Source organism: Trueperaceae bacterium (genome assembly GCA_036381595.1).
In the GTDB taxonomy this organism is placed as follows: Bacteria; Deinococcota; Deinococci; order Deinococcales; family Trueperaceae; genus DASVCN01.
Genome location: DASVCN010000041.1, coordinates 57487 through 81739, shown reverse-complemented (window position 1 = coordinate 81739; position 24253 = coordinate 57487). Strand labels below are relative to the sequence as shown.

The 24253-nt window shown below is 67.2% G+C and carries 23 protein-coding genes; 12 read left to right on the top strand and 11 right to left on the bottom strand.

Features of this window, described 5'->3' with window-relative positions; translation table 11 throughout:
• Positions 1–40 precede the first annotated feature (40 nt).
• Positions 41–1138, bottom strand: a complete 1098-nt coding sequence (locus VF168_14440; GenBank protein ID HEX7005380.1) for an MBL fold metallo-hydrolase — start codon at positions 1136–1138, stop codon at positions 41–43.
• A 262-nt stretch (positions 1139–1400) separates the two neighbouring features.
• Between VF168_14440 and VF168_14435 the strand changes: the two genes are divergently transcribed.
• The 3 genes from VF168_14435 to VF168_14425 all read left to right on the top strand — a co-directional run bounded on the left by VF168_14435 (position 1401) and on the right by VF168_14425 (position 4179).
• Positions 1401–3095, top strand: coding sequence for a hypothetical protein (locus VF168_14435; protein HEX7005379.1), 1695 nt, complete (start codon positions 1401–1403; stop codon positions 3093–3095).
• A gap of 212 nt (positions 3096–3307) precedes the next feature.
• A complete protein-coding gene (locus tag VF168_14430) occupies positions 3308–3481 on the top strand; it encodes a DUF1059 domain-containing protein (protein ID HEX7005378.1) in 174 nt (57 codons plus the stop codon).
• 134 nt (positions 3482–3615) lie between these two features.
• Positions 3616–4179: a DUF5698 domain-containing protein gene (locus VF168_14425; protein ID HEX7005377.1), complete on the top strand. Its 564-nt coding sequence runs from the start codon at positions 3616–3618 to the stop codon at positions 4177–4179.
• Between the two features lie 16 nt (positions 4180–4195).
• On the opposite strand, the gene VF168_14420 is transcribed toward VF168_14425, so the two are convergent.
• From VF168_14420 to VF168_14410, 3 genes are read right to left on the bottom strand one after another with little or no spacing between them, the layout of a single operon-like run.
• A complete protein-coding gene (locus VF168_14420) occupies positions 4196–5452 on the bottom strand; it encodes an MFS transporter (protein HEX7005376.1) in 1257 nt (418 codons plus the stop codon).
• Between the two features lie 30 nt (positions 5453–5482).
• Entirely contained in the window at positions 5483–6832 is a 1350-nt protein-coding gene (locus VF168_14415; protein HEX7005375.1) for an NAD(P)-binding domain-containing protein, read from the bottom strand.
• A complete protein-coding gene (locus VF168_14410; protein ID HEX7005374.1) occupies positions 6829–7017 on the bottom strand; it encodes a hypothetical protein in 189 nt (62 codons plus the stop codon). The genes VF168_14415 and VF168_14410 overlap by 4 nt, the downstream gene beginning before the upstream one ends.
• Before the next feature lie 91 nt (positions 7018–7108).
• Between VF168_14410 and VF168_14405 the strand changes: the two genes are divergently transcribed.
• On the top strand, positions 7109–7447 hold the full coding sequence (locus VF168_14405) for a metalloregulator ArsR/SmtB family transcription factor (GenBank protein ID HEX7005373.1): 339 nt from the start codon (positions 7109–7111) through the stop codon (positions 7445–7447).
• Between the two features lie 112 nt (positions 7448–7559).
• On the opposite strand, the gene VF168_14400 is transcribed toward VF168_14405, so the two are convergent.
• The 5 genes from VF168_14400 to VF168_14380 are packed head-to-tail and all read right to left on the bottom strand — an operon-like array spanning position 7560 to position 12385.
• Positions 7560–8372, bottom strand: coding sequence for an ABC transporter ATP-binding protein (locus VF168_14400; GenBank protein HEX7005372.1), 813 nt, complete (start codon positions 8370–8372; stop codon positions 7560–7562).
• 2 nt (positions 8373–8374) lie between these two features.
• The gene (locus VF168_14395; protein HEX7005371.1) at positions 8375–9433 is read right to left on the bottom strand and encodes an iron ABC transporter permease; all 1059 of its coding nucleotides are present in this window, start codon (positions 9431–9433) and stop codon (positions 8375–8377) included.
• Positions 9433–10458 (bottom strand): iron ABC transporter permease, encoded by a 1026-nt coding sequence (locus VF168_14390; GenBank protein ID HEX7005370.1) that lies wholly within the window; start codon positions 10456–10458, stop codon positions 9433–9435. Before VF168_14390 ends, VF168_14395 begins: the two co-directional genes overlap by 1 nt.
• Positions 10458–11468 (bottom strand): sucrase ferredoxin, encoded by a 1011-nt coding sequence (locus tag VF168_14385; protein HEX7005369.1) that lies wholly within the window; start codon positions 11466–11468, stop codon positions 10458–10460. Before VF168_14385 ends, VF168_14390 begins: the two co-directional genes overlap by 1 nt.
• Positions 11465–12385 (bottom strand): iron-siderophore ABC transporter substrate-binding protein, encoded by a 921-nt coding sequence (locus VF168_14380; protein HEX7005368.1) that lies wholly within the window; start codon positions 12383–12385, stop codon positions 11465–11467. The genes VF168_14385 and VF168_14380 overlap by 4 nt, the downstream gene beginning before the upstream one ends.
• A 223-nt stretch (positions 12386–12608) precedes the next feature.
• Here VF168_14380 and VF168_14375 point away from each other — a divergent pair, with 223 nt between their 5' ends.
• The gene (locus tag VF168_14375; protein ID HEX7005367.1) at positions 12609–13250 is read left to right on the top strand and encodes a hypothetical protein; all 642 of its coding nucleotides are present in this window, start codon (positions 12609–12611) and stop codon (positions 13248–13250) included.
• 39 nt (positions 13251–13289) lie between these two features.
• On the opposite strand, the gene VF168_14370 is transcribed toward VF168_14375, so the two are convergent.
• A complete protein-coding gene (locus VF168_14370) occupies positions 13290–14318 on the bottom strand; it encodes a putative sulfate exporter family transporter (GenBank protein ID HEX7005366.1) in 1029 nt (342 codons plus the stop codon).
• Positions 14319–14401: 83 nt separating this feature from the next.
• Here VF168_14370 and VF168_14365 point away from each other — a divergent pair, with 83 nt between their 5' ends.
• Together VF168_14365 and VF168_14360 are read left to right on the top strand one after the other, a co-directional pair.
• The gene (locus VF168_14365) at positions 14402–15313 is read left to right on the top strand and encodes a LysR substrate-binding domain-containing protein (GenBank protein HEX7005365.1); all 912 of its coding nucleotides are present in this window, start codon (positions 14402–14404) and stop codon (positions 15311–15313) included.
• 113 nt (positions 15314–15426) lie between these two features.
• Positions 15427–16491 carry a tartrate dehydrogenase gene (locus VF168_14360; GenBank protein ID HEX7005364.1) on the top strand — a complete coding sequence of 355 codons (1065 nt, stop codon included), beginning with the start codon at positions 15427–15429 and terminating at the stop codon, positions 16489–16491.
• A 115-nt stretch (positions 16492–16606) separates the two neighbouring features.
• Here the strand turns inward: VF168_14360 and betC are convergent, their stop codons facing one another.
• Positions 16607–18091, bottom strand: a complete 1485-nt coding sequence (gene betC, locus VF168_14355; GenBank protein ID HEX7005363.1) for a choline-sulfatase — start codon at positions 18089–18091, stop codon at positions 16607–16609.
• 137 nt (positions 18092–18228) lie between these two features.
• Here betC and VF168_14350 point away from each other — a divergent pair, with 137 nt between their 5' ends.
• From VF168_14350 to VF168_14330, 5 genes are all read left to right on the top strand, one after another.
• Entirely contained in the window at positions 18229–19008 is a 780-nt protein-coding gene (locus VF168_14350; protein HEX7005362.1) for a DeoR/GlpR family DNA-binding transcription regulator, read from the top strand.
• Between the two features lie 133 nt (positions 19009–19141).
• Entirely contained in the window at positions 19142–20482 is a 1341-nt protein-coding gene (locus VF168_14345; GenBank protein HEX7005361.1) for an ABC transporter substrate-binding protein, read from the top strand.
• 63 nt (positions 20483–20545) lie between these two features.
• Positions 20546–21529: a sugar ABC transporter permease gene (locus VF168_14340; GenBank protein HEX7005360.1), complete on the top strand. Its 984-nt coding sequence runs from the start codon at positions 20546–20548 to the stop codon at positions 21527–21529.
• A 28-nt stretch (positions 21530–21557) separates the two neighbouring features.
• The gene (locus VF168_14335; GenBank protein HEX7005359.1) at positions 21558–22460 is read left to right on the top strand and encodes a carbohydrate ABC transporter permease; all 903 of its coding nucleotides are present in this window, start codon (positions 21558–21560) and stop codon (positions 22458–22460) included.
• 56 nt (positions 22461–22516) lie between these two features.
• On the top strand, positions 22517–24253 hold the full coding sequence (locus VF168_14330) for a hypothetical protein (GenBank protein HEX7005358.1): 1737 nt from the start codon (positions 22517–22519) through the stop codon (positions 24251–24253).

Below are 24253 nucleotides of genomic sequence, written 5' to 3'. Positions count from 1 at the left end.
GAGGACGCTCGGCCCTCCAGCCCGGACCCGACCATGCTCCTCAGTGGATCGCGCAGCGGTTGGCCCCGGCCTCCAGGTCTCCCACGGTCCCGGGCAACTCGCACGCCTCGTTCAACTTCACGATCAGCGAGTGGTTGGCGGGGGCAGCCGGCGCATGGTCGGTCAGGTACTCCACGAAGTCGGCCCGCTCCAACTCCAGGATCTCGACTCCAGCCCTGACCTCCGAGATGCTTGCCGCCCAGGGAGTACCGCTGAAGTCGGGCGGCGCATCGGCGTGCCCCGGCAGTACCAGTGTGTCGCCAGGAAGCGTCAGCAGACGTTGCAGTGAGTCGTAGAGCGCCACGGCTCGGGCCCGCGCTTCGGCCCGGTCCGCTTCGAGGTCGGGTCGGCCCACGCTGTCGACGAACAGAGTATCTCCACTGAAGAGAGCGCCTTCCACCAGGTAAGCGCTGCTCTCCCACGTGTGACCGGGGGTGAACAGCACCTCGAGCCTGCTGGCACCGAAGGAAACGATGTCGCCCTCCCGCAATGGCGTGAAGGGACAGTCGACCCGCTCCTGGGCCGGCAGGTACCGCGGCACACCGAGGCTCTGGGCCAGGGCGTGGGCACGCGACAGGTGATCGGCGTGCAGGTGAGTGTCCAGAACGCCAACGATCTCGGCGCCATGTTGGCTGGCGAGCTCGTGATACACCCGCTCTTCGAGCGAGGGGTCGATGACCAGCGCCTGGCCGCCCGAGGCCACCAGATAGGAGAGGCATCCCTTGCCGGCACGCCGCACCTGCACTACGTCGACTCCGTTCGCCAGGGCAAGCCGCGCTTCGTTCCAGGCGAAACTCCAGGCCCGCATGCCGCCTTCCAGGGACAGGGCTCGCAGTCCACGTCGTTCCAGTTGGCGGGCCGCGATCCGGCTGGTGTTGCCTGCAACGCAAACGGTCACCACTGGGCGGTCGGCGGGCAGCTCGAACCCCTTCAGTATCTCCGCGTCGCCCGCTTTCAGCTGATGGTAGGCGTCGACGTGGAGGCTGCCCGGAATGCTCCACTCCTGATACTGGTCGCTTGGCCGGATGTCCAGGACCGTCACCGGCTTGCCCTCGCGGAGCCAACGCTGCAGGGTTTCGACGTCTAGCGACTCGCTCATCTACTCTCCTCGACCCGCTGCCTGCGGTCCCTCCTAGTGGCGCGAGCGACCGCAACTCAGACGATAACGCCCGCTTGCCCTCACCTCCAGCGCGCGGCCGACTCGTCGGCGTCGGCAACGGGCAGACGGGCGCCCCTTCCGCGAATTGCGCCGCCCTGCCGTCCTATCCGGCTACTCGCTCTTGTGGCTCATGCGACCAGCATGGCCAGGCCCCTATACTCTGGCAACGAGCAGCTAACCACGATCGAACAGAGGAGTTCTGGTGAGTTCGTCGCCGAAGGATCTCGTTGCCGCCCGCAAGGTGTGGGCCGGTTTGCCGCCACGGTCCCGCGGCGAGTTGGCTCGTGCCCTCGTACCGGCCGAGCAGCAGGAGCGAGCGCGGGCCCTTCTTACGACCATCCTAGTCCGAAGCCACCTCACTCCCTCCCTTCCCGACCCGGCGTCAGAGACGGTGGACTTCGGACCGCTCGTGGGAAGGGCCTGTGGACCGCTCTTCGAACCGCCCGCCGATGGATCGGCGCCCGCTTTCGCGGGAGCGTACGCGGAGGAGTTGCTGGCCCAGCTGCTGCCACTGGTGGGTGTCGACGAGCTCGAGCACCGGCGGCTCGGTGAGTTGCTCGAGCGGGCACATGCCCATGCGGTCCTGGCGCCTCTCGCCTTCGAGAGTGCGGCGATACGGATGGCAGAGGCGCTTTGGCATGCACTTGGCGACGACCTGCTGGCGAAAGCCGTGGAGCTGGCCGGCCGGTCCGCACGGCCGAGGTCTGCCTTCCCGTGGATGGACAGGCCCGAGCGACTGTTCCTGAGCGTCGACCACGTCACCCTCAGCTGCGCCCGTTATCTCGCGGGTCTCCAGACGCCTGGCCGCGACAGGTACGGCTACGACGAGTTGTGGGTGGGCTCGGCCGGCAGGGCGAAGCGCGTCGACCAGGTCACCGTCGGGTTCGAAGCCGCCCACCCCCAGCAGCCGAAGGGCGAGCCGGAGGTTCACGCGGATCAGCTGGGCAGCGAGCTCAAGGCCAAACTGTTCGTCGCCCTGTTCGCCCTGGCTGCCCAGGCGAAGGCGCATGGCGATCCGTCACCGAACCGGGTCCGGCTCCGCGACCTGCTGGGGATGCTGGGGTTCGAGTTGGGCAGGTTCACCAACAGCACCTACTACTGGCGCTACGCCTCCCAGCTGACCCGGCACATGCTGGTCGATCTTCCCAGCAGGGTCGTTGCCATGCAGCTTTCTATCGCCGGAGAGAGGCAACCGCGCGTCGTGTTCGAGCCGCTGCTGGAGAGGGTGCGGCCGCTGTCAGGGCGTGGCGAGCCGTTCCCCGCCGAAGCTTCTCGACTCCTCTGGAACTCCCTGCTGTGCGATGAGGAGGAAGCCTCCGCCGCCCTTCGGCGATCGGGCGTCGAGGGGTTCGAATTCGCCGTAAGCGATGAACTCCTGGAGGCGCATGGGATCGGCAGCCGGCTGAATGCGATAGAGCACGTTCCGGTCGAGGTCCTCTCTCTTCGCGGTCCGGCGTTCTGGCTCGCCTGGCACGTCGCCTTCCTGCGCCGCTGGGCTTCTCTGCCCACGACCGGAGCCGGTGGCAAGCCGCTGCTGCGAGCGCTCGAGGACACCGGGCACCTGGCGGCATGCAGCCGGAATGGCCGCGTGCGCTACAAGGACGCGCTCAGCTTCTGGTGGAGGGATGCGGGGCGGCTGGCCGGCATGGGGCTGCTTGACGAACCGGGAGTACGGCTCTACGGGAAGCGCGGTGGATCGTGGCGGGAGATCTCGAACGAGGTGAGTCGCCGGCTGGACAGCGACGGCGGACGGCTGACGCGGCCGCTTCTTCAGGACATCCGGGTGGTGTACCAGATCCCCGGTACCCGGATAGCCCAGTTGGACGCGGCGCGCCAGCGCGCCCGGAAGCGCACCGGAGTGAATCCGAGGTCAGGGGGACGCCGAGAGCGGTGGTGACAGAGTCCGCACACCGTCTGACATTACCACCACCGGTAGTGACGATCCCAACACGCGGATCTAAGGGAACAGCGTGCCAGCCGCGCGAGCCGGACGGCCGCCAGGGCTAAGACAGTGATCGATTCAGCCGGCCGGACGCAGCCGCCCGCCCGGGCGTCAACTCGTCATACTCGACTGGCGGAAGAGGCCGAAGGGCCGGAAAGGAGGGCGCGGTGAAGTTGCTCTACTGCAAGGACGTCGGTTTCGATTGCGGCTACGTAGCCAAGGCGAACAGCGAGGAGGAGCTGTTGAAGCTGGTGGCCGAGCATGCTGAGCGGGAGCATCGGCTCACGGAGATACCCGAGGAGGTCGTCGCTCAGGCGAAAGCGGCGATCCGGGAGGAGTAGGCTGCCCGCGAAGCAGGACCAGTCCGGCCCGCGCCTTTGAGGTGCGGGCTTTTTCACGTGGCCTGGAGTGGTATCGCTGCCGGATATGGCGTATAGAATCCCGGAGGTAAGTTTTCCTCCGCTAAGGGGCCCCCATGGTCACGAACCTAGTACTGAACGCACTCCTTATCTTCATCCTCCGGATCGCCGACGTCAGCATCGGCACGCTCCGGGTGAACGTCCTGGTCCGCGGTTTCCGCGGTCCTGCGGTGGCGCTCAGTTTCGTCGAGTCGCTCATCTGGCTGTCGGCAACCGCGCGAGTGATCACCGAGCTCGACAACCCGTACAACATCCTCGGCTTCGCTGCCGGTTACGCGACCGGAACTCTGGTGGGCTGCATCATCAACGACTGGCTCGCACTGGGCAAGACCCTGATGCGGGTGGTGATACCGGCTGGCCAGCGGGAGGTCATCACCGCCCTGCGGGATGCCGGCTGCACCGTCACCGCCATGAACGCCGCCGGTAGGGACGGCGACGTGAGCATAGCCTTCAGCGTCATACCGAAGAAGCGCTCGCGCAAGCTGCTCGAGATAATCCAGGAAACCAACCCCAACGCCTTCGTCACCTTCGAAGAGGTTCGCACCGCCGACAGGGCTCTGCTGCCCAGCGGCTTCCCACCCAGGCAGGCGATGTGGCGGGCTTTGCGCCCACGCGTCTGAAGACCTCGCTCGCAGTTCAGCTGCTCACGCCTCTGCCGCCTCGAGCCAGCGGAGCCGGCGCATAGGCGAGGGCGACGCTCAGGGCGGCTAGGCCGCAGCAGATCACGAGCAACGCCAGCAGCGACTCGAAGCCGCCGCTCACGGTGACGAGAATGCCGGTGGATACCGGAGCCAGAGCTCGGGCAAGTGAGTTGATGAGCGCCATCCGGCCGCTTATCCGGCCGTAGTGGCGGCCTCCGTAGTACTCGGCTAGCAGAGCCGCCCGGGCAGGCGTAATGGCTCCGAAGCCGGCTCCGTAGAGGACGACGAACGCCCAGACGGCGACGTCGGCGCCCGCCCCCCACAGCAGGACGACGATGCCCAGCGCCTGTAGGGCGAAGATGGCAGCTGCCACCAGCCGCCGGGGCAGGCGGTCACCCAACGGGGTCAGCACCAGCCGTCCGGGTAGAGCGAAGAGGCCTATCGCGCCCCCCACCGCCGCCGCTGCGGTCGCCGACCGGCCGGCCTCGACGAGCAGCGGAACCAGGTGGACCCCCATCGCGGTTATAGCGAAGGTGGAGAGCGAGAAAGCGACCGCCAGACGTCGGAAGTCGGGCCGGGGGAACGCCTCGTGCGGGCTCAGGCCCGATAACTCGTGGTGCTGCGGGCCCACGCTCCTGTTCCCATCGGGCTGCAAGCCCAGATCGCTCGGGCGCCTGCGGATGAACAGGGCGTGGAGCGGCAGTGTCGCCAACTGGATCAGTGCCAGGACCTCGAGCGCCGCACGCCAGCCGATCCTTTCGACAAGCAGGCCCGACAGCGGGATGAAGATGACGCTGGCGAGACCGGCAAGGAAGGTCAGCACCGTGAGCGCCCTGCCCAGGTCACGGTGGAACCACTTGGCCAGCACGGCGAAAGCGGGCTCGTAGAGGACACCGGCCATGGCCACGCCCACACCGGCCCACAGCAGGTAGAAGCTCCAGATGGTGTCGACCCTGCTCCAGGCGAACAGCATCGCGGCTGCGAGCAGGGAACCCAGGCTCATGGGCAGCCTCGCGCCATGCTCGTCCAGCCAGCGCCCCACCAGTACGGCGGTGAAGCCGGCGATCAGCAGGCCCAGGGAGTAGGCCCCGGTCAGTCCGGCCACCGACCAGCCCAGTTCGGCGTGCATCGGGGCGATGAAGACGGTGAACGAGTACGCCAGGATGCCGAACGAGATGGTCTCGGTAACGGAGAGAGCCGCCACCATCCACCAGCCGTAGTAGAGGCGGTGACGGCGAGGGCTCTCGTTCACGCCGAGATTCTACGCCCGGCTATGCCCGCTTCAGCAACAGCTGCCGGCGGGGCCTACCACGGCCAACTCCTCCTGGCGGCTGCGCCAGTCGATCGAACAGGCCGCTCCCTCCAGCCCGGCTCCGGGTTCGCAGCAGCCGTCCGCCGAGCACACGCCCGTCTCGGGCAGCTCGAGCTCCACGCGCCGGGCGGCCTCCAGATCACCTGCCAGGAAGGCGACCACTGAACGGACCTGCTCGTAGCCGGTGAGCAGCAGGAAGGTCGGAGCCCTGCCATAACTCTTCATGCCGACGATGTAGAAGCCGCTCTCCGGGTGGGCGAGTTCGGCTTCGCCGTGGGGTGGGACGGTACCGCACGAGTGCACGTTGGGGTCGATGAGTGGCGCCAGGCGCACCGGCGCCTCGGTGATCGGGTCGAGCTCGATACGCAGTTCGCGCAGCATCTCCAATCGGGGCCGGAAACCGGTAGCAACTACCAGCTCGTCGACTAGAAGGCTTCTGCCGTCGGCGGCTGCGATCCGGACCCTCTCGCCTTCGTGGGCCAGGCGCTGGGCGAGGAAGCCGGTCACGAGTCGTACCTCGCCAGCGTCGACCAGCGCTCTCGCGCGGCCGCCCAGGGCAGCGCGCTCCGGCAGTTGGTCGCCGTCCCCGCCGCCGTACAGGGCTCCCGCCTGCTGGCGCCTCACGGCCCAGAACACCTGACCGCTGCCCGTCTCCCTCCTCAACGCCGCCAGCTCGAGCACCGCGTTCTGGGCCGAGTGGCCGCTGCCTACCACCACCACGTCTCGTCCGGCGTAACGGTCTCGTTCTCGCCCGGTCGCTTCGGGGATGCCGTACCGGATCCTCTGAGCGAGCTCGGCCTCTCCCTGGGCAGCTACGCCCCCTGCGCCGAGTGGGTTTGGTGTCGACCATGTGCCCGAGGCGTCGATCACCGCCTGCGCTTCGATCCTCACTTCGCCACCGGGACCCTCCGCGACCACCAGGAAGGGAGAGTCGCCTCTGCCCGTTGTCTTCATCCTGTCGAGACCGAACCGGGTGACGGCCAGGACCCTGTGGGAGAGCCGCAGCGAGCGAGCGATGGCGGGGACGCCGGCGAGCGGTTCGAGGTATCGCTCCACCAGCTCCCGACCCTTCGGGTGCTCCTCCGGGTCGGGTCGTTGCCAGCCTTCCTGCTCCAGGAGGGAGAGTGCAGCCCGGTCGGTGAGATAGCGCCAGGGGGAGAAGAGGGGGACGTGGCCCCACTCTCTCACGTTGGCTCCAACCAGGTTTCCCGCCTCCAGGATGAGCGGCTCGAGGCCGTGTTCGAGGAGTTGAGCTGCCGCGGCCAGGCCAACCGGCCCGGCCCCGATCACGACGACGGGGAGTTCCGATAGGGAGTTCACGAGACGGCCTGGCAGCACCGACTGCACGCGGGTGTGAAGAGGCAGCGGATCGTCTGCCTGATCGAAGACGCTCCGTTCACCTGCGGCAGGCGAAGGTCCGCCCGCGTCGCTGCGTCCCGGGTCGCTTCGCTTCTGAGCTGCTGGAGGTGGTCCTGGTTGAGTCGGGCGATCATTTCGAGGTTCACTTCTGCCTCCACGCATGGATTGACGCATGTCGATACGTCGATGCGACGACGATAATCCGACACATCGAGATTTGTCAATGTATACTCGGGCATGGCTGTTCTCGTAAGAGCGGATGCAGTGGAGGAGACCGCAGGACGGCTCAAGGCGATCGCCGATCCGGCCCGCCTCAAGATCCTCGAGTTCCTGCTCGAGCCACGAGGCGACTGCTGCGCGCGGGAAGACGGGGTTTGCGGCTGCGACTTCGAGACCCTTCTGGGCCTCTCCCAGCCCACCGTGAGCCACCACCTCAAGATCCTCGTCCAGGCAGGGCTCCTCTCCGCAGAGAAGCGCGGCCGCTGGACCTACTACGCCCTCGAACCGGAGGCGTTCGCGAGGCTTTCGGGATATCTGAGCAGATTCGAGGCGGCTGGGGCGGCAGGCTGCGGCTAGCGCCGGCCAACCTGCAGGGGTATGGCGAGGGGCTTGCTTTCACTTGCGGCTGCCGCGAACTGAACTCGCCCACACTGGTTCAGCGGCGAGCGAGACCCGCTCCGCACGCTGGTCAGGCGGCGCCGGTCTTGGGCAGGAGCCTGAGGGGGCAGCTCTGCGGCAGGCAGAGGGGCGTTCCGCTCACCGGATCGCGCACCACGTGGCACTCGATGCCGAACACCTGGCAGACCATGCCGTGATCGACGACCTCCCGAGGGTCGCCCTCGGCCACCACCGCGCCGTCGCGCAGCGCCACGATGTGGTGGGCGTAGCGGCAGGCCTGATTGATGTCGTGCAGAACCATCACGATGGTGCGCCCCTCCCGCTCGTTCAGTTCGTCGAGGAGCGAGAGGATCTCTACCTGGTGGGCGAGATCGAGGAAGGTGGTGGGTTCGTCGAGCAGCAGGACCGGGGTCTGCTGGGCGAGGGTCATCGCGATCCAGGCCCGCTGCCGCTGTCCGCCGGAGAGCGTGTCGAGCGGCCGGTCGGCCAGTTCGACGAGCGAGGTGATATCCAGCGCCCACTCCAGCGCGTCCTCGTCCTCCTTGGACCACTGGCGCAGGAGACTCTGATGCGGGTAGCGTCCCTGGGTGACGAGCTCCCGCACGCTCATCCCCTCCGGGGCAACCGGGCCCTGGGGCAGGATCCCCATCTGCCGCGCCACCTCCTTGCTGGAGAGCCGGGCGATCGCCTTGCCGTCGAGAAGCACGTTTCCCGCCTTGGGCGCCATCAGTCGGGCAAGGCCTCTCAGCAGGGTCGACTTGCCGCAACCGTTGGGCCCGACCAGCGCAGTCACCTTCCCCTCGGGTATGGAGATGCCGAGGTCGCGGATGATCTCCTGCTGGTCGTAGGCGAGAGTTAGCTTGTCGGCGGCGAGCTTTGCCATTGCTAGAGACTCCTTTGGCGCCACAACAGGAATAGCAGATATGGGGCCCCGATCACAGCAGTCACGATGCCGACCGGCAGTTGACTCGGGGCTATGACGGTACGGCCGATGAGGTCGGCGAGCAAGAGCAGCAGTGCGCCGAAGAGGGCGCTGGCCGGCAGGAGAGCCTCGAAGGCCGGTCCCACGAGTCGACGTGCCGCATGGGGCGCGACGAGCCCGGCGAAGGCGACGGTGCCGGCCACCGACACCGCGCCGGTGGCGAGTGCGACGGCAGCTACGATGAGAATGCCACGAGCCAACTCGACACGCTGGCCAAGGGCCCGCGCCGGAGCGTCCCCAAGGGCGAGGACGTTGAGGGCCCGGGCGCAGAGCAGGAGGAGAGGCGCCAGCACGAGCATCCAGGCGCCCAGCATCCTCACGTGCTCCCAGGTGCGCCCGTAGACGCTTCCCGTGAGCCAGAAGAGGGCCCTCTGCACGTCGATGATGTCGCCGTAGACGATCATGAACGTGGTCGCTGCGGAGGCGACGGCCCCGATCCCGATCCCCACCAGCAGGAGGCGAATGGGGGCCGCACCCTGATTCCAGGCCAGCAGGTAGATGAGCAGAGCGGCGATGAGGCCGCCGGCCAGCGCCAGCCAGGGCAACAGAGCCACCGAGGCGGAAGGGGCGAGCGTGAGCAGAGCTACCGCCGCCAGGCCAGCGCCCTGATTGATGCCCAGCACTCCAGGCTCGGCGAGCCCGTTCCTGGTTATCCCTTGCAGTACCGCCCCGGAGAGGGCGAGGGCGGCTCCCACCAGCGCAGCCAGCACGATGCGAGGGAGGCGGAAGGTGCGCACGACCAGCGCGTGGTCGGGGTTGCCCGTCTCGAGACCGAGCGTGGCGCGGACGACGTCGACGGGGCCTATGTGGTACTCGCCGACCCCTACGCTCACCACCATGGTCGCGAGGATCAGCAGCAGGAGGATCGAGCCGACCGGTAGAAGTCGCCTGGGCAGTCGGATCGAGACCCGTCCCAGCCGCAGGTACCACCAGGCGCCAGGCCGGCGCGCCGCGCCTCCCATCAGCGCCTCACCTTCGTCCTGGCGAGGTGGATGAAGAAGGGAGCGCCGATTACCGCCATGAGGACGCCTACCGGGATCTCCTGCGGGCGCAGCGCCACCCTGGCGCCGATGTCGCCTACCGTCACCAGGATCGCTCCCAGGAGGGCGGCGTAGGGGAGCACCCAGCGGTAGTCGGTACCCACCAGGAAGCGGGCCAGATGGGGCGCCACCAGGCCCACGAAGGCGATCGGTCCGGCGAGCGCGACCGCTCCGCCAGCGAGGAGCACCACGACCAGTGCCGCGGCGAGCTTCACGCCGCCCGAACGCTGGCCCAGGCCGCGGGCCACGTCGTCGCCCAGCGACAGGGCGGTGAGCCTCCGGGAGAGGGGGACGGCGAGTAGCAGGCCGAGCAGCATGTAGGGGGCGCTCAGGGAGAGGAGTTCCATGTCGCGTCCGGCGAGTGAGCCGGCGGTCCAGAAGCGCACCTGGTCCAGAGTCTCCTGGTCCAGGAGCAGCAGGGCGGTGGTGAGCGAGGTGAGGAACGACATCAGGACGGCGCCGGCCAGAGCCAGCCGCAGCGGCGAAGGGTTGCCACGGCCCGCCGATCCCAGGGCGTACACGAAAGCTCCGGCGACGGCGGCGCCCAGGAGGGCGAACAGGGCGTAGGCCGACAGGGGCAGCCCTCCGGTGACGATCACGGCCGCCACGACGGCGAGCGCCGCCCCGGCGTTCACCCCGAGGATCCCGGGTGAAGCCAGCGGATTGCGGGTCAACGCCTGCATGATCGCCCCGGCCACCGCCAGCGAACCGCCGACGAGAAGTGCGGCGAGCGCCCGGGGCAGCCGAACGGTACGTACGATCAGGCTGCTCACCGATCCGTCGCCCGCGAAGAGGCCGCGCAGTACCTCCGGCAGCGGGATCTGCATGCTTCCGACCGCCAGGCTCGAGGCGAAGAGGACGGCGGTGACCGCCAGCGCGAGCGCGAGCCCGGCGAAGCGCGACGCGCGCAACGAGCGTGGCCGCGTGCCCATGCTCGCCCCGGTCATCAGGCGACCGCCTGCACGTCGCTAGCCGTTCCTTCCGTAAGGCTGAGCGAGGCCACCCGGTACTGCGCGTACGGCTTCACCTCCTGACTGTCGGAGCGGGGCCGCACGTCCAGGAACCCATCGACCTCGACGCGGGCGGTGTGTACCTCGACTCCCCGGTCGCGCCACACGGTCAGCTCGACGAGCGCCCAACGCGGATCAGCGGAGGGGTCCTGCTCGATGGTCCTGCCCGACTTGGGGAGGCGCAGCCACTCCCAGCCTTCACGTGCGAGCAACTCGCGCTCGAGCGCCTGAAGGAACGGTCCCTCGAGGGCCGCCCAGCCCCGGTACTTGTCACGCAACTCGTCGGCGTCGCCCCGTTCCTCGAGCAAGAGCTCCGCAGAGTCGTCCTCGAGGTAGGCCCAGAGCCGGCCGGACGGGAGCTCGAGCAGCGTTGGCGCGAAGAGGTGACCTCCGAAGTGGGAGACGCGCCACACCCTGCAGCCGGCCTCTCCTGCTCGGCTCCGGAGCCGACGGTAGAGGGGCACGCCGAAGCGGCCGCAGGCGGCGTCCTGGGTGCCGTGGGTGCAAACCAGCAGGTTGCGGCCGTGGGCCTCGGTCCTGTAGTCGGCGAAATCCTCGGCCCGCCCCCCTGAGCGCACCAGCGCCGCTACCAGTTGGCCCATCGATTCCTGCGGTACGAGATACTCGGCGCTGCCGTACTCCGACATCGGTCCGTCGGGTCGCGCCCACCACACCACCCTCCGCATGCCGGGCTGGCTGTACTGGGGATCTGGACCTATCACGAGCGACCTCAGGCGGAACGGGAGCTCGCGCTGGAACCATTCGAGCGCCTCACGGGCCTCGGCGGGCAGCTTGCTGCGGCTCTCGAATATCCCGCGGGGCCACGGCAGCGGCACCTCGAACGCCAGGAAGGCGTCCAGGGTGCCTGCATACCCGATCGGGTCGAGCCCTTGCCCCCTCGCGAAGAGGTTGCAGAGCTGGAACCCGTTGCCCCCGGCCTCGGTCACCTCTCGTCGCCACCGCCGTCGACGAGATACTGGTAGAGGTCGTCTATCACCAGGTTGGCGGCGATCGGGCCGATGCCAAGCATCCAGTAGGCGTCCGGGACGAAGTAGACGTTCCCCTCCTGGACGACGTCGAGACTCTGCCACAGCGGATCGTCCAGGAACTCCGCCTGCGGAGTGTCCTCTACCGGGCCGTAGTGGGTCACGAACATCACGTCACCATCCATGAGCGGGATGCCTTCGCGGTCGACGAAGAGGGCGAAGTCCTCGACCCGCTGGGCGGGCGGTCGCGGCAGGCCGGCGTCTTCGATGATCGTCCCGATGAACGACTCGGAGAGGTAGATCCTCACCTGCCCCGGGAGGAAGCGCACGATCGAAACGGTGGGTAGCTCGTCGAGCTGCGAACGCAGCTCCGCCAGCCGGGCTTCGTAATCGGCCAGCAGTTGCTCGGCCTCTTCACGCAGGCCCAGGGCCTCGCCGTTCGCGAGCAGGTTCTCCTTCCAGACCACACCTACCGTTTCTGTGAACACGGTCGGCGCGATCGCCGAGAGCTGCTCGTAGATCGCCTCGTGGCGGGTCTTGCTTGAGAGGATCAGGTCGGGGTCGAGGGCGAGGATGGCCTCGAGGTTGGGCTCCTGGATTGTGCCCACGACGGCGATGCCGTCGGTGCGATCGCCGAGGTAGGAGGGGAAGCCCCCGATGGCATGGACCGCTCCTACCGGCTTGACTCCCAGCGCCAGCGCGCTGTCGAGCTCCCCGGTGTCGAGCACCACTACGCGCTCCGGGTTCTTCGGCACGCAGGTGGTGCCCATCGCGTGGTCGATCAGCCTGCCGTCGCACGCTGACTGGGCGGCGGCGCCGCAAAGGGTGGCGAAGAGGGTGACGACCAGTAGCAGCCGCCCGTTCAGGGGTCGATCCATCGAGTTCCTCCGCGGCCGATCTGATATCTTCGTTGCGTCGGGCCGCAATGTAATTCCGAGTACCACACTCGGGTATCGGTCGAGTGTACCTGCCGGTGGCCCAGAATCGCAAGCAAGGCTGGCTTAAGGAACGCGCTGACGCCGCGCGGCGGGTGCGGCGAGACGTCGCCGGCCGATGAAAACACCACTTCTCGCGCTACATGCCGGTGCTAAACTCCACCCGATGCGCAGATGGGTAGACACGCCCAGGGCGGCTGCAGGACAGGAGCCGCGCGGGCGGCAGAGCGCCGCACCTCGCGACTGGCGGCGGATCGCCGACACGGGGATCGGCTACAGCTGGCGCGTCCTGATCTTCACGGCGTTGCTCGCCTTCGTCGCCGGCATCGTCTTCCCCGCTACCCGTACCACCATCCCCGAGGAGTCGCTGCAGCAGTCTCTCGACTGCCCGGTCGCCCCCTGTGTACCCGAGACTCCCGGCTCGGTCATCGGCGAGACCCTGGTGAGACTTCCGCGTTACGGCTATGCGTTGGCGCTGCTCCTCTGCCTGCCCGGCCTGCTCGTGGGCGTGCGTAACCTGCAGGAGGGACGGATGGAGGGCGCGCGCAAGTTCATCGTCCCGTTCCTCGGAACCGTGCTCGTGCTCATCTGCATCGACGTCGTACCGAGGGTGCTCAACCCCTGCCCGTTGCTGGGTCCGGCCCTCGACCGGCTATGCGTCGACTTCTCGGGGCGCTGGGACGTGCGGCCGCAATGGCACTACCTGCACCACGCTCTCCTGGGCGCCCTGCCAAGCGCCCTGCTGTTCGGCTGGCTGGCCGGCTGGATAGGCAAGAGGCGACCAGCGCCGCTCAATTCGTTCCAGTAGCGACCCCAGCCGCGGCTCCACCCGAGCCGCAGCCTCCACTCATCTGGCCACGAACAACGCATAGGGGATCATCACCGCGACCAGGCCCGCGAATCCGGTCGCGCCGACGATCAGGGCCCTAGTTCCGACCCGGCGGAAGACCAGCAGGTCGAGACCCAGGCCCAGTCCGACCATCGCCATCGTTGTGAGCAGCAGACTTCCCGACTGCATCAGGCGCGAGACGCCAGCGGGTAACCAGCCCAGGCTGGCTAGTACGCCGACCGCCAGGAACCCGAGCAGGAAGAGTGGCACCGGCAGCCGGAACCGGGAGGCGCCCGCCGGCCGAAGATGCGGCGTATCGGCGGCCGTCGACGGACCCTTCAGCACCGAGTTGAGCACCAGCAGCACCGGAGCCAGAAGCGCAACCCTGGTGAGCTTCACGATGGTCGCGAGGTCTCCGGCCTCGTTGCCGGGCACGTAGCCGGCGGCGATCACCTGAGCGACCTCCTGAAGTGTCGAACCAACGATGAAGCCGTAGATCCGGTCGGCCGGTTCCAGCAGGGAGGACAGAAGGGCGAAGACGAGAACCCCGAGGGTCCCCAGCGTGCTGATGATGCCAACCGACACGCCCGCCTCCTCGTCCGACATGCGGGTGGACGGAGCGGCCGCGAGGATCGCCGAGGCGCCGCAGATGCTCGTCCCGACCGCGATCCCCCTCCGCAGCCCGGGCGGCAGGCCGGCCAACCGGCCCAGCCACTCGATCCCGCAGATGCCCAACGTCACCACCAGCAGGCTGCCGAGCAGGACTTCGGGGCCCACCTTCACCAGCAGGCCGAAGTCGAGGCGAACCCCCAACAGCACGATGCCGAGCCGCAGCAGGGTGCGGGCAGAGAACCGCGCTCCGGCCGCTGCCGGACCGGGCAGTCCCGCGAGCGCTCGCCAGGCGAGGCCCACGACCAGCGCCACTACCAGCGGGCCCATCAGCGCGAGCGCCGGCACCCTGGCCAGGAGGTAGGAGACGGCCGTGAGGAGGCCGACGAGCGCCAGGCCCGGGATGAGTGCCGTGAGGAATCGACTGGGAGGGTTCACTGCCGGCAAGAGTAGGCGCCGGCAGGATATAGGCGCAAATCACATGAGTTGCACCCGGATATCACTCTGTCTTATACCAGGCCATGGCAATCGAGGCCGAACAACTCGTGACCTTCGCGCTGGTCGCCAAGCACGGCACTCTTAGCGCCGCCGCGCTGGAGCGCCACCGTAGCCAACCAGCCATCTCCGGCCAGCTCAAGCGGCTGACCGAAGCGGTGGGGGAGCCTCTGTATCGCCGTAGCCGTTACGGCGTAGAACTGACCGAAGCCGGTGAGATGTTGCTCCCCTACGCGGAAGCATTGCGGCGGGCGCTCGAGGGCGCTCGCGGCTGGAGTCGGGGACGGCGCTCGGGCCAGCTGGGACAGGTCCGCATAGCGGCGAGCATGACGGTTGCCGTCTACCTGTTGCCGGGCATCCTCGTCGAATTCCACCGCCGTCATCCGCTGCTCGAACTGCGGCTGCTCACCCGCAATTCGCTCGACGCTCTGGCGCTCCTGGAGCGAGCCGAAGCCGACCTGGCAGTGGTCGAGGGTCCGGTGCCGCCGATCCCCGACGACTTCGCTTCGCAAACCATCTTCCACGACGAGATCGTCCTCGCGGTGCGTCCCGACCATGCTCTGGCGGGCAAGGGCGAGGTAGCCGGTCGCGACCTGCCCGGCCTGGCCATCGTGCAACGCGAACCGGGCTCGGGCACACGCGAAGTGGTCGAGCTGGCGCTCGCCGAGATGCACCTGCCGCGGCCGGGCGTGCGCACCGTGCTCGAAGCGACCGGCATCGAGGCCGTCAAGGAGGCTGTGCTGCAAGGCTTCGGAGCCGGCTTCATATCACGGCTCGCTGTGCGCCGCGAAGTCGAAGCCGGCACGCTCGTGGCGCTGACCCTGGCCGCACCTGGCTTCGAGCGAAGCATGACGCTGCTCCACCCGAAACCGGAGTTCTGCACCCAGGCGGCGAGGCGCCTCATCCACTTCCTGACCAGCGTCGAGGCGTCGTCGTGAAGCGACCTCGGGCCTCGCCGCGCGCCGGCCACCAGCGGTCAGGCCGGCACTCGCGGCTGCGGCCGCCTGTATCCTCGACCTGACGACGTACCCGTGAAGGAGCGGGAGGAACCTTGAGAGAACACCGGATCGCCATCATCCCGGGCGACGGCATCGGCCTCGAAGTCACGCCCCTGGGCCTGGAACTCCTGGAGGCGGCGGGTGAGAGGTTCGGCTTCCGCCTGCTAACGGAGGAGTTCGACTGGGGCTGCGAATACTACACCCGCAACGGGGCGATGATGCCGGCCGACGGGCTCGAGCGGCTCAGGCCGTTCGACGCCATCTTCCTGGGCGCCGTCGGATACCCCGGCGTGCCCGACCACGTCTCGCTCTGGGGGCTGCTGATCCCGATCCGCCGGACATTCAGGCAGTACGTGAACCTGCGGCCGGTTCGCCTGCTCCCCGGTATCGTCTCGCCGCTGGCTGGCCGCCGACCCGGCGACATCGACTTCGTGATCGTTCGGGAGAACAACGAAGGCGAGTACTCGGAGATCGGCGGTCGCCTCTACGAGGGCACCGAGATGGAGATGGCCGTTCAGGAGACGGTCTTCACCCGCAAGGGGGTCGACAGGATCCTCCGCTACGCCTTCGAGTTGGCCGGCAGCAGACCGGCGAAGCATCTGACGGCCGCGACGAAGTCGAACGGTATCATCCACACGATGCCCTTCTGGGACGAGCGCTTCGCCGAGATCGCCAAGGAGTACCCGCACGTTCGAACCGACAAGTTCCACATCGACATACTCACCGCCCACTTCGTCCAGCACCCCGACTGGTTCGACGTGGTCGTGGGCAGCAACCTCTTCGGCGACATCCTCTCCGACCTGGGCCCCGCGGTAGCCGGTGGCATCGGCATAGCCCCTTCGGCCAATATCAATCCCGAGCGGGAGTTCCCCTCGATGTTCGAACCGGTGCACGGCTCGGCCCCGGACATCGCCGGAAAGGGGATCGCCAACCCGATCGCTATCTTCTGGACGGCCGGTCAGATGCTCGAGTTCCTTGGGGAGACCGCTGCCGCCGCTGCCGTCATGGCCGCCATCGAGGCGGTGACGGGCCGGGGGGAGCCGCTGACTCCGGACTTGGGAGGCAGGGCCTCGACCCGGGAGGTCGCCGACGCCGTCGTCGCCGAAGTGAGGGGCTGAGTCGGCCTCGCAGCGCAGGCGTATGCGGATGGCTCGATCGGATGGCGCAGGACGGCAGCGATCTGCCTGGCGTCTCACGGCAGCGGACTGACGCCGGAATGAGGCAGCCGGCTAGCTACTTCTTCGCCCGCCCGTACAGCTCGAGCGCGTCCCGCTCCGGCCGGTGCGCCCAGGCCAGGCGTTCATCCGGATACGCCTCGACGATCGCCAGCCGCTCCCGCTGACTCCTGAGGATCCGATCGCGCAACTCCTCGATGTCCACACCGGCCAGCAATTCGGCGTGCAGGCCCTCGCGAACTTCCCGGTACTCCGTTCGCCACGCCAGATCGTCCAGCTCCAGCGGGTCGGCTACCAGGTCGAAGAGCAACGGCTCCTCACCATGGACGTAGACGTATTTGAAACGGTCCTTCCTGAGGTAGAGCATCGGTTCGACCGCCCCTTCGGCGTAATACTCGCCGATGGCGCCGTTCTTCCAGTCGCCGCTCCGGTTATCCAGTAGAGGCAGCAGGCTGGCGCCGTCCATGTCGGCGATCCACTCTTTGGCCTCGGGTACCGCACCCACCTCGAGGAGGGTCGCGCTCAGGTCGACCAGCGACACGACCTCCTCCCGGCGCTCGGGACGGAGCCTTGCGGGCCAGCGGATCAGCAAGGGAACTTTCGCTGCCGGGTCGAAGAAGGTGCGCTTGAACCACATGCCGTGCTCGCCCAGCATCTCGCCGTGATCGCTGGTGAATACGACCACGGTCTCCTCCAGGCCCAGGCGCTCGAGCTCGTCCAGGAGGCGCCCTACCTTGTCGTCTACATAGGAGGCCATCGCCAGGTAGGCGCGGCGGTTGCCCTCGACCTCGGCGTCGCTCAGCCGGTACCTGTCGGCCTCGTGGTGGGTCTGGATCCACTGGTTATAGGGGTGCATCCGATCCAAGGCGGTTGCGGGTGCGAACGGTTGCGGCACCGGCACCCCCTCGTAGCGGTCCCAGTACTCCTTCGTTATTTGGAACGGATCGTGAGGGTGGCTCAACGAAACGCAGAGGAAGAACTTCTCGCGCTCCTGCCTGAGACGCCGCAAGCGCGCCAACGCCGAAGAGACGACCTCCTCGTCGAACGCCAGTTGGAGCGTCCAGTCGACGACGTTCGGCTCCTTGAGCCGGCCTACGCTGCTCCCCCCGTTAGGGTAGGCTCCCCGCCGCCAATCGGGAGTGAGCGTGAGTCCGGGGAGAGAGATGTCGCCGGTGAGCCGCTCGCGAAAGCCGTGGTGCTGGTCCGGACCGACGAAGTGCATCTTGCCCGCCAGGATCGTCCGGTAACCGGCCCGTTGTAGATGGTGGGCGATGGTGGGGGCGCTGGCCGGCAGTTCCGAGCCGTTGTCGAAAACTCCGGTGGAACGCGGGAGCCGGCCGGTCATGAAGGAGGCCCGCGCCGGCACGCAGAGGGGCGAGTTGCTGTAGGCGTTGACGAACGACACGGAGGAGCGCACCAGGCGATCGAGGTTGGGAGTGATGGCCGACGGATGCCCCGTTGCGCGGATGGCGCCGGCGGTCATCTGGTCGACCATCATCAGCAGGATGTCGGGTTGCGCCGAGCCGTCGTTTCCCGCCTTCATCACACGGCACCCCGTCCAACATGTGGGAACGTGTTGACTTTTCCGGTCATCTGACCCCTAGCTCCATGCGAATTGTTGACTCGCAATGAATACCATGTTACATTTCTCAATACCAAAAAGCGGAAAGTGAGCCACCGATGCTCGCAGAGGAACGAAGGCAAACCATCCTTGGCCTCATCCAGGAGAACGGGTCCGCCCGCACCGCGGAGCTGGCGCGCATGTTCCGGGTCTCGGGACAGACGATCCGGCGCGACCTCGAAGACCTCCAGGAGAAGGGCCTCATCAGCAAGCACCACGGTGGGGGAGTACTGCTGAGCTACCAGGCCCTGTCGTACCGGGAGCGAACCGCCCTGCGGCTGGACGAGAAGACTCTCATCGCCGCCGCCGCCGCGGAGCTAGTGCGGGAGGGGATGACCGTGGGGCTGGGACCCGGCACGACCACCGAGCAGATCGCCCGTCAGCTCGACGGCCGGAGGGTCGAGGTGATCACCAGCAGCCTCGCCGTCGCCGCCGCCATCACCGATCCAGCAACCGGAGTGCGCCTCACCGGCGGCCGCTACCGGCAGACCGGCGAACTGGTGGTGGGCGAGTGGACCCTCGACAACCTCTCGGACCTGTTCGTCGACATCGCTTTCGTGGGGGTGAGCGGGATCGGCCACGGGGTCGGCTACACCGTCACCGCGCCCGACGAAGCCCTGGTGTTAAGACAATTGGTGCGTGTCGCCAAACGCTCGGTAGTGGTCGCCGACTCGAGCAAGTTCCATCGGGTCGCTGACGAGGTAGTGGCGCCCCTGAGCGCCGTGCACATGGTCATCAGCGACTCGGGCATGCCCGAGGACGATCGGTTGGCGCTGCGCGAGTCGGGTGTCGACGTCAGGGTCGTCGGCGATGACGGCGAGAAGTGGCATCAACCGTGAGCCAGGCCGTCGCCTGCTCGCAGTTCGATAGCGAGACCGCGGGTCTTGTCACCGGAAGGAGGAGCTCTCTGCCTGAGCTGACGGCTATCAGACCGGCCCAACCCGACTCACTTCGAAGGAGGAGTGGATAGAGATGAAGTCACGGTATTTCCTGTTGTCGCTCGTGCTTGTCCCGTTGCTGCTGGTGGGCAGCCTCGGTTTCTCCCAGTCGTCGGAGGACGCGGCCGCACCGCTCGACCCCTCGGTCTCGGGAGAGGTGGAGTTCTGGCACTTCTGGGGCTCGCCCGTCCGCCGCACCGCCATTCGGAGGGTAGTCGCCCTCTGCGAAGCGAAACTGCCGAACATCGAGGTCACCGAGGTGTTCAAACCGTGGGGTGACATCTGGACCGCCAACATCGCCGCGGTCGCCGCCGGCTCCGGCATGCCGGACGTGATCGTTTCCGACCGGAACCAGTTGCGCCGCGAGGCCGCCGAAGGCATCTACGAGAACCTCGCTGAGATGGCCGCGGCCGACGGCGTGGACGGCTCCAACTTCTGGGAGTTCACCTGGAACCAGTCGCTCTACGAGGGCGATCCGTACGGCATCCCCTTCGAGACCGACGTGCGGGTACTGTTCTACAACAAGACCCTCATGGAAGCCGCCGGACTCGATCCGAACGATCCGCCGGCCACCTGGGAAGAGCTCGAGGAGGTCGCCGACGCCATCGATGTAGTGGCTGCCAACGGGGACCTGGAGCGCATCGCCTTCAGCCCACTCATCGGCAACGGCCCACCCAACATCTGGGCGCTCAACAACGGCCACAGCTGGCTCGACGAGAACGGCCACCCCGTCGTCGACGCTCCCGAAGTTGTCGAGTCCGCCGAGTTCATCAAGTCGTGGATCGACCGTTACGGCGGGTTCGACAACCTGCAGCGCTTCACCCAGAGCTTCGGCGCTCCCCCGAACGACCACTTCATGTCGGGCGGGGTCGCGATGAAGGTCGACGTTGCCGGCTACGCCTCGCAGCTGGTCTTCTACCGGCCGCGCATGGAGCTGGACGGCGAGCGGGTCGAGATCGACTGGGGCGTCGCCCCAATCCCGGCTCAGACTGCCGAGGAAACCACCTCCGACAGCGGCGGTTTCACCCTCTCGATCCCGAGCGGCGCCGAGAACCCGGAAGCCGCCTGGGAGTTCATCAAGTGCGCGACCAACCCCGAGGCGCAGACCTCGTGGGCGCGTGACACCTACGCCATCCCCAACGGCCCGGCCCCGGCCAACGCTCCTGAATTGATGGCCGACCCCAACTGGGAGTTCTACATCGACGCCATCGAGGCCGTGCCGGCGAACAACAGCACCTTCGTCACCGCCTACCCGGCTTGGATGAACGAGATCAACAACCGCTGGGAGCAGGTCTGGACCGGCGAGATGGAGCCCGAGGAGATGCTGGAGGAAGCACAGGAAGCGATCGACGCCGAGATCGCCGCCAACGACTAGCATCGGCACCGTGACGGGGGCGACCAGCTCGCCCCCGTCCCACACCTTCACGGGAGCATGGGTATGGACGGAAAGATAGCGACACCAGCCGCCAGGGTCGCCGGCAAACCAGCGAAGCGGCGCGTCCGCAGCCACTTCCGCAGCGAAGCGATCACCGGCTGGCTCTTCGTGCTCCCCTGGATCATCGGCTTCACCGCCTTCACCCTGGGGCCGATGCTCTTCTCGCTCTATACGAGCTTCACCGACTACAACATCATCCGGGCCCCCAACTGGGTGGGGCTGGAGAACTATCGCGAGATCTTCTTCCGCGACGAATACTTCTGGATCTCGCTCAGGAACACGTTCTGGATGGTGCTCGTCAAGACGCCGATCGTCCTGGCGCTGGCACTGGGTCTGGCGGTCCTGCTGAATATGGACCTGCCCGGCACCCGTATCTTCCGAACAGTCATCTATCTGCCTACCGTGCTCTCGGGCGTGGCCGCGATCTTCCTGTGGGAGTGGATGCTCGAGCCCAACGGGCTCCTCAACAGCGGCCTGCAGCTATTCGGCATCAGGGGGCCGGCCTGGCTCTCCGACGCGACCTGGACGAAGCCCGCCTTCGTCATCATGGGGCTCTGGTACATAGGCGTCGACGTGATCATCTACCTCGCGAGCCTCAGAGGGATCGACAAGTCTCTCTACGAGGCCGCCGAGATCGACGGGGCGAACGGCTGGATGAAGAACCTCTACATCACCATCCCGCTGCTCACCCCCACCACCTTCTTCCTGGTCATCACCGGCATCATCGGCACTTTCCAGATATTCACGACCGCCTACATCATCACCACCGATCCGGCCGTCAAGACGTTAGGGGGTACCGAGCACTCGCTCCTCTTCTACGTCCTCTACCTCTACAAATGCTCGTTCGGACAGGACGCCTGCAGCGGCAGGTTGGAGATGGGCTACGGTTCGGCCCTCGCCTGGATCCTGTTCGTGATCATCATGGTCATCACCGTCATCCAGCTCGGCCTGGCCAAGCGCTGGGTCCACTACGAGGCCGACCGGTGAACGAGGCCTACCACCCGCGGAGGTCCACGTGGCGACGGTAGCCAGGCGAGCGGTGCGGCCCCGGCTGCGGCTCTTCAAGATGGGGATCGCCGAGTGGATCTCCCTGCTCCTGCTCATCGGCATCTCGATCCTGTTCCTGGTCCCGCTGGGCTGGATGATATCGACCTCTCTGAAGGCCCACTGGGACCTGCAGGGAAGCAACTGGATCCCCGAGGTCCTCTACTGGCAGAACTACAGCGAGGCGTTCTCGTTCGGGTTGTGGGGACGTTGGGCCCTCAACACGGTGATAATCACCGTAGCGGCAGTGGTCAGCGGCGTCTTCGCGACCTCGCTCACCGCCTACGCCTTCGCCCGGCTGCGCTGGCCGGGCCGCGACGTCATGTTCGTCTTCGTGCTGGCCACGATGATGCTCCCCGGAGTCGTCCTGCTCATCCCGCAGTTCATCGTGATGGCCAACCTGCCGGCGTTCGGCTTCCAGGGTTCCGAGGTGTGGACCAACACCTTCCTGCCGCTCATAGTCCCCGGCTTCATGGGCGGAAGCGCCTTCCACATATTCCTGCTGCGACAGTTCATGAAGGGGATCCCCATGTCGCTCTCGGAGAGCGCCAAGATCGACGGCGCCTCCGAGCTGCGCATCCTCTGGAGCATCGTCATGCCCCTCTCGAAGCCCGCCCTTGCCACGATCGCCATCTTCTCCTTCCAGGGCGCCTGGCAGGACTTCATGGGCCCGCTCATCTATCTGCAGAGCGAGCGGCTCTACACACTCCAGCTGGGGCTGCGGCAGTTCGACTTCGCGGCCGGCGGCGCTCCCGCCTGGAACTGGCTGATGGCCGCGAGCCTGGTGGTGATGCTGCCGGTGCTCGTGATGTTCCTCTCTTTCCAGCAGTACTTCATCGAAGGGATAAGTGTGGCAGGTTCGGTAGGCAAATAGGTGGAGCACGACCTATCGTCCTCGTTGCTCGACGTTCCGGACCCTTAAGGAGGACCATGCCCCCGGTCGCCCCCGAAGAACCCCCGAGTCTGACCACCAGCCGTTACCGGCTCGAATGTGCCGCCGATCGGCCCTACGTCTCGCTCTCCGGAGCAGCCGGCGAACCGATCGCCGAACTCTTCGTACCCTGCTCGGTGCACGCCGTCGATGGCAGGGAGGACACGGTGACGGTAGGCCGGTGGCGGCGCCGCGACCTGGGCGACCACGTGCTGCTCGAACTGGAGTTGGGCAGTTCGCGCTGGCAGCGGAAGGTCTGCCGCTTCCGTTGCTGGGAGGAGCGCCTCGCGTTCGAGGTCGAGATAGAAGGAGAGGGGCGTATCTCGGCCGTCGATTACTTCGGCGGCTACTCCTCGGCCAGGCTCCGCTGGGGGTCCGGCTTCTTCTGGTCAAGAGCCCACTTCGCCAAGGGCTTCAACCCTGAGCCGACGGTGGAGGAGAGCTACTACTTCACGCCCACCGAGAGCAGCCTCATCGACACCAGCGGCGTACCCATCGCCGGGCGGGGAGGCTGGTTCTTCACGCCGCCACCCTTCTGCTACGCCTTCGAGACGGAGGGCGGCTGGCTGGCCATGGGTCTCGAAGCGGCACCGGGCGAGAACCGCTTCAACGAGTTCGGCTATCGCGCCAACAGAGGGGGCTTCTGCCTGTCGCTCCCGTTCGAAGGAACGGTCGCAGTGGCGGGAAGCTACCGCCTCCCGGCGATAGGCTTCGACTTCGCGGTCGACGAGTACGCGGCGCTCGAGCGGCACGTGGTCTCGCTGCGCGCGCAACGGCTGGTGAAGGCGGGGGCGTGCGAACGGGCCGAGTGGTGGTCGCAGCCGATCTTCTGCGGCTGGGGCGCTCAGGGGTACGTAGCCTCGAAGACGGGCGGCGGCGCCCCGGCGCAGGCCAGGCAGGAGAACTACGAGCTCTTCCTCTCCCAGCTCGAAGCACGTGGCCTGCAACCCGGAACCGTCGTCCTCGACGACAAGTGGCAACTGACCTACGGTGAGAACGCGGTCGACGAGGAGAAGTGGCCCGACCTGGCCGGCTTCATAGCCGATCAGCACCGCTCGGGCCGCAAGGTCCTCCTCTGGCTCAAGGCCTGGGACCCGGAGGGGATCCCGGCGGAGGAGTGCGTCACCAACGCCGCCGGCGAGAAGGTCGCCGTCGACCCGACCAACCCCGCCTTCGAGGAGCGCTTCCGGGAGTCGATAGCGCGGATGCTCTCGCCGGAGGGCTACGACGCCGACGGGTTCAAGCTCGACTTCACCGCCCGCATCCCGTGCAGCCCCGGCTTGCGGCTTGCCGACGAGCGGGTCTGGGGGCTCGAGCTGATGCGACGCTACCTGGAGATCCTCCACCACGAGGCGAAGGCGACGAAATCCGACGCGCTGCTCATGACCCACACGCCTCATCCCTATCTGGCCGACGTGGTGGACATGATCCGCCTCAACGACATCAACGTTGGCGCCGACGTGGCCACCTCGATGCCCCACCGGGCCTGCATCGCCCGGCTCGCCTGCCCCGAGGCGATCATCGACACCGACAACTGGCCGGTACGCGACAAGAGCGCCTGGCGCCGTTACCTGGAGATCCAGCCCGAACTGGGTGTCTCGTCGCTCTACTTCACCAGCCACATAGACAGTACCGGGGAGGCCCTGGATGAGGATGACTTCGAACTCATCCGCCGGACATGGAAGCAGGCGCCCGCCAGAAGCGAAACGGTCGTGGGCGTCGGAGAGCAGGTGTGA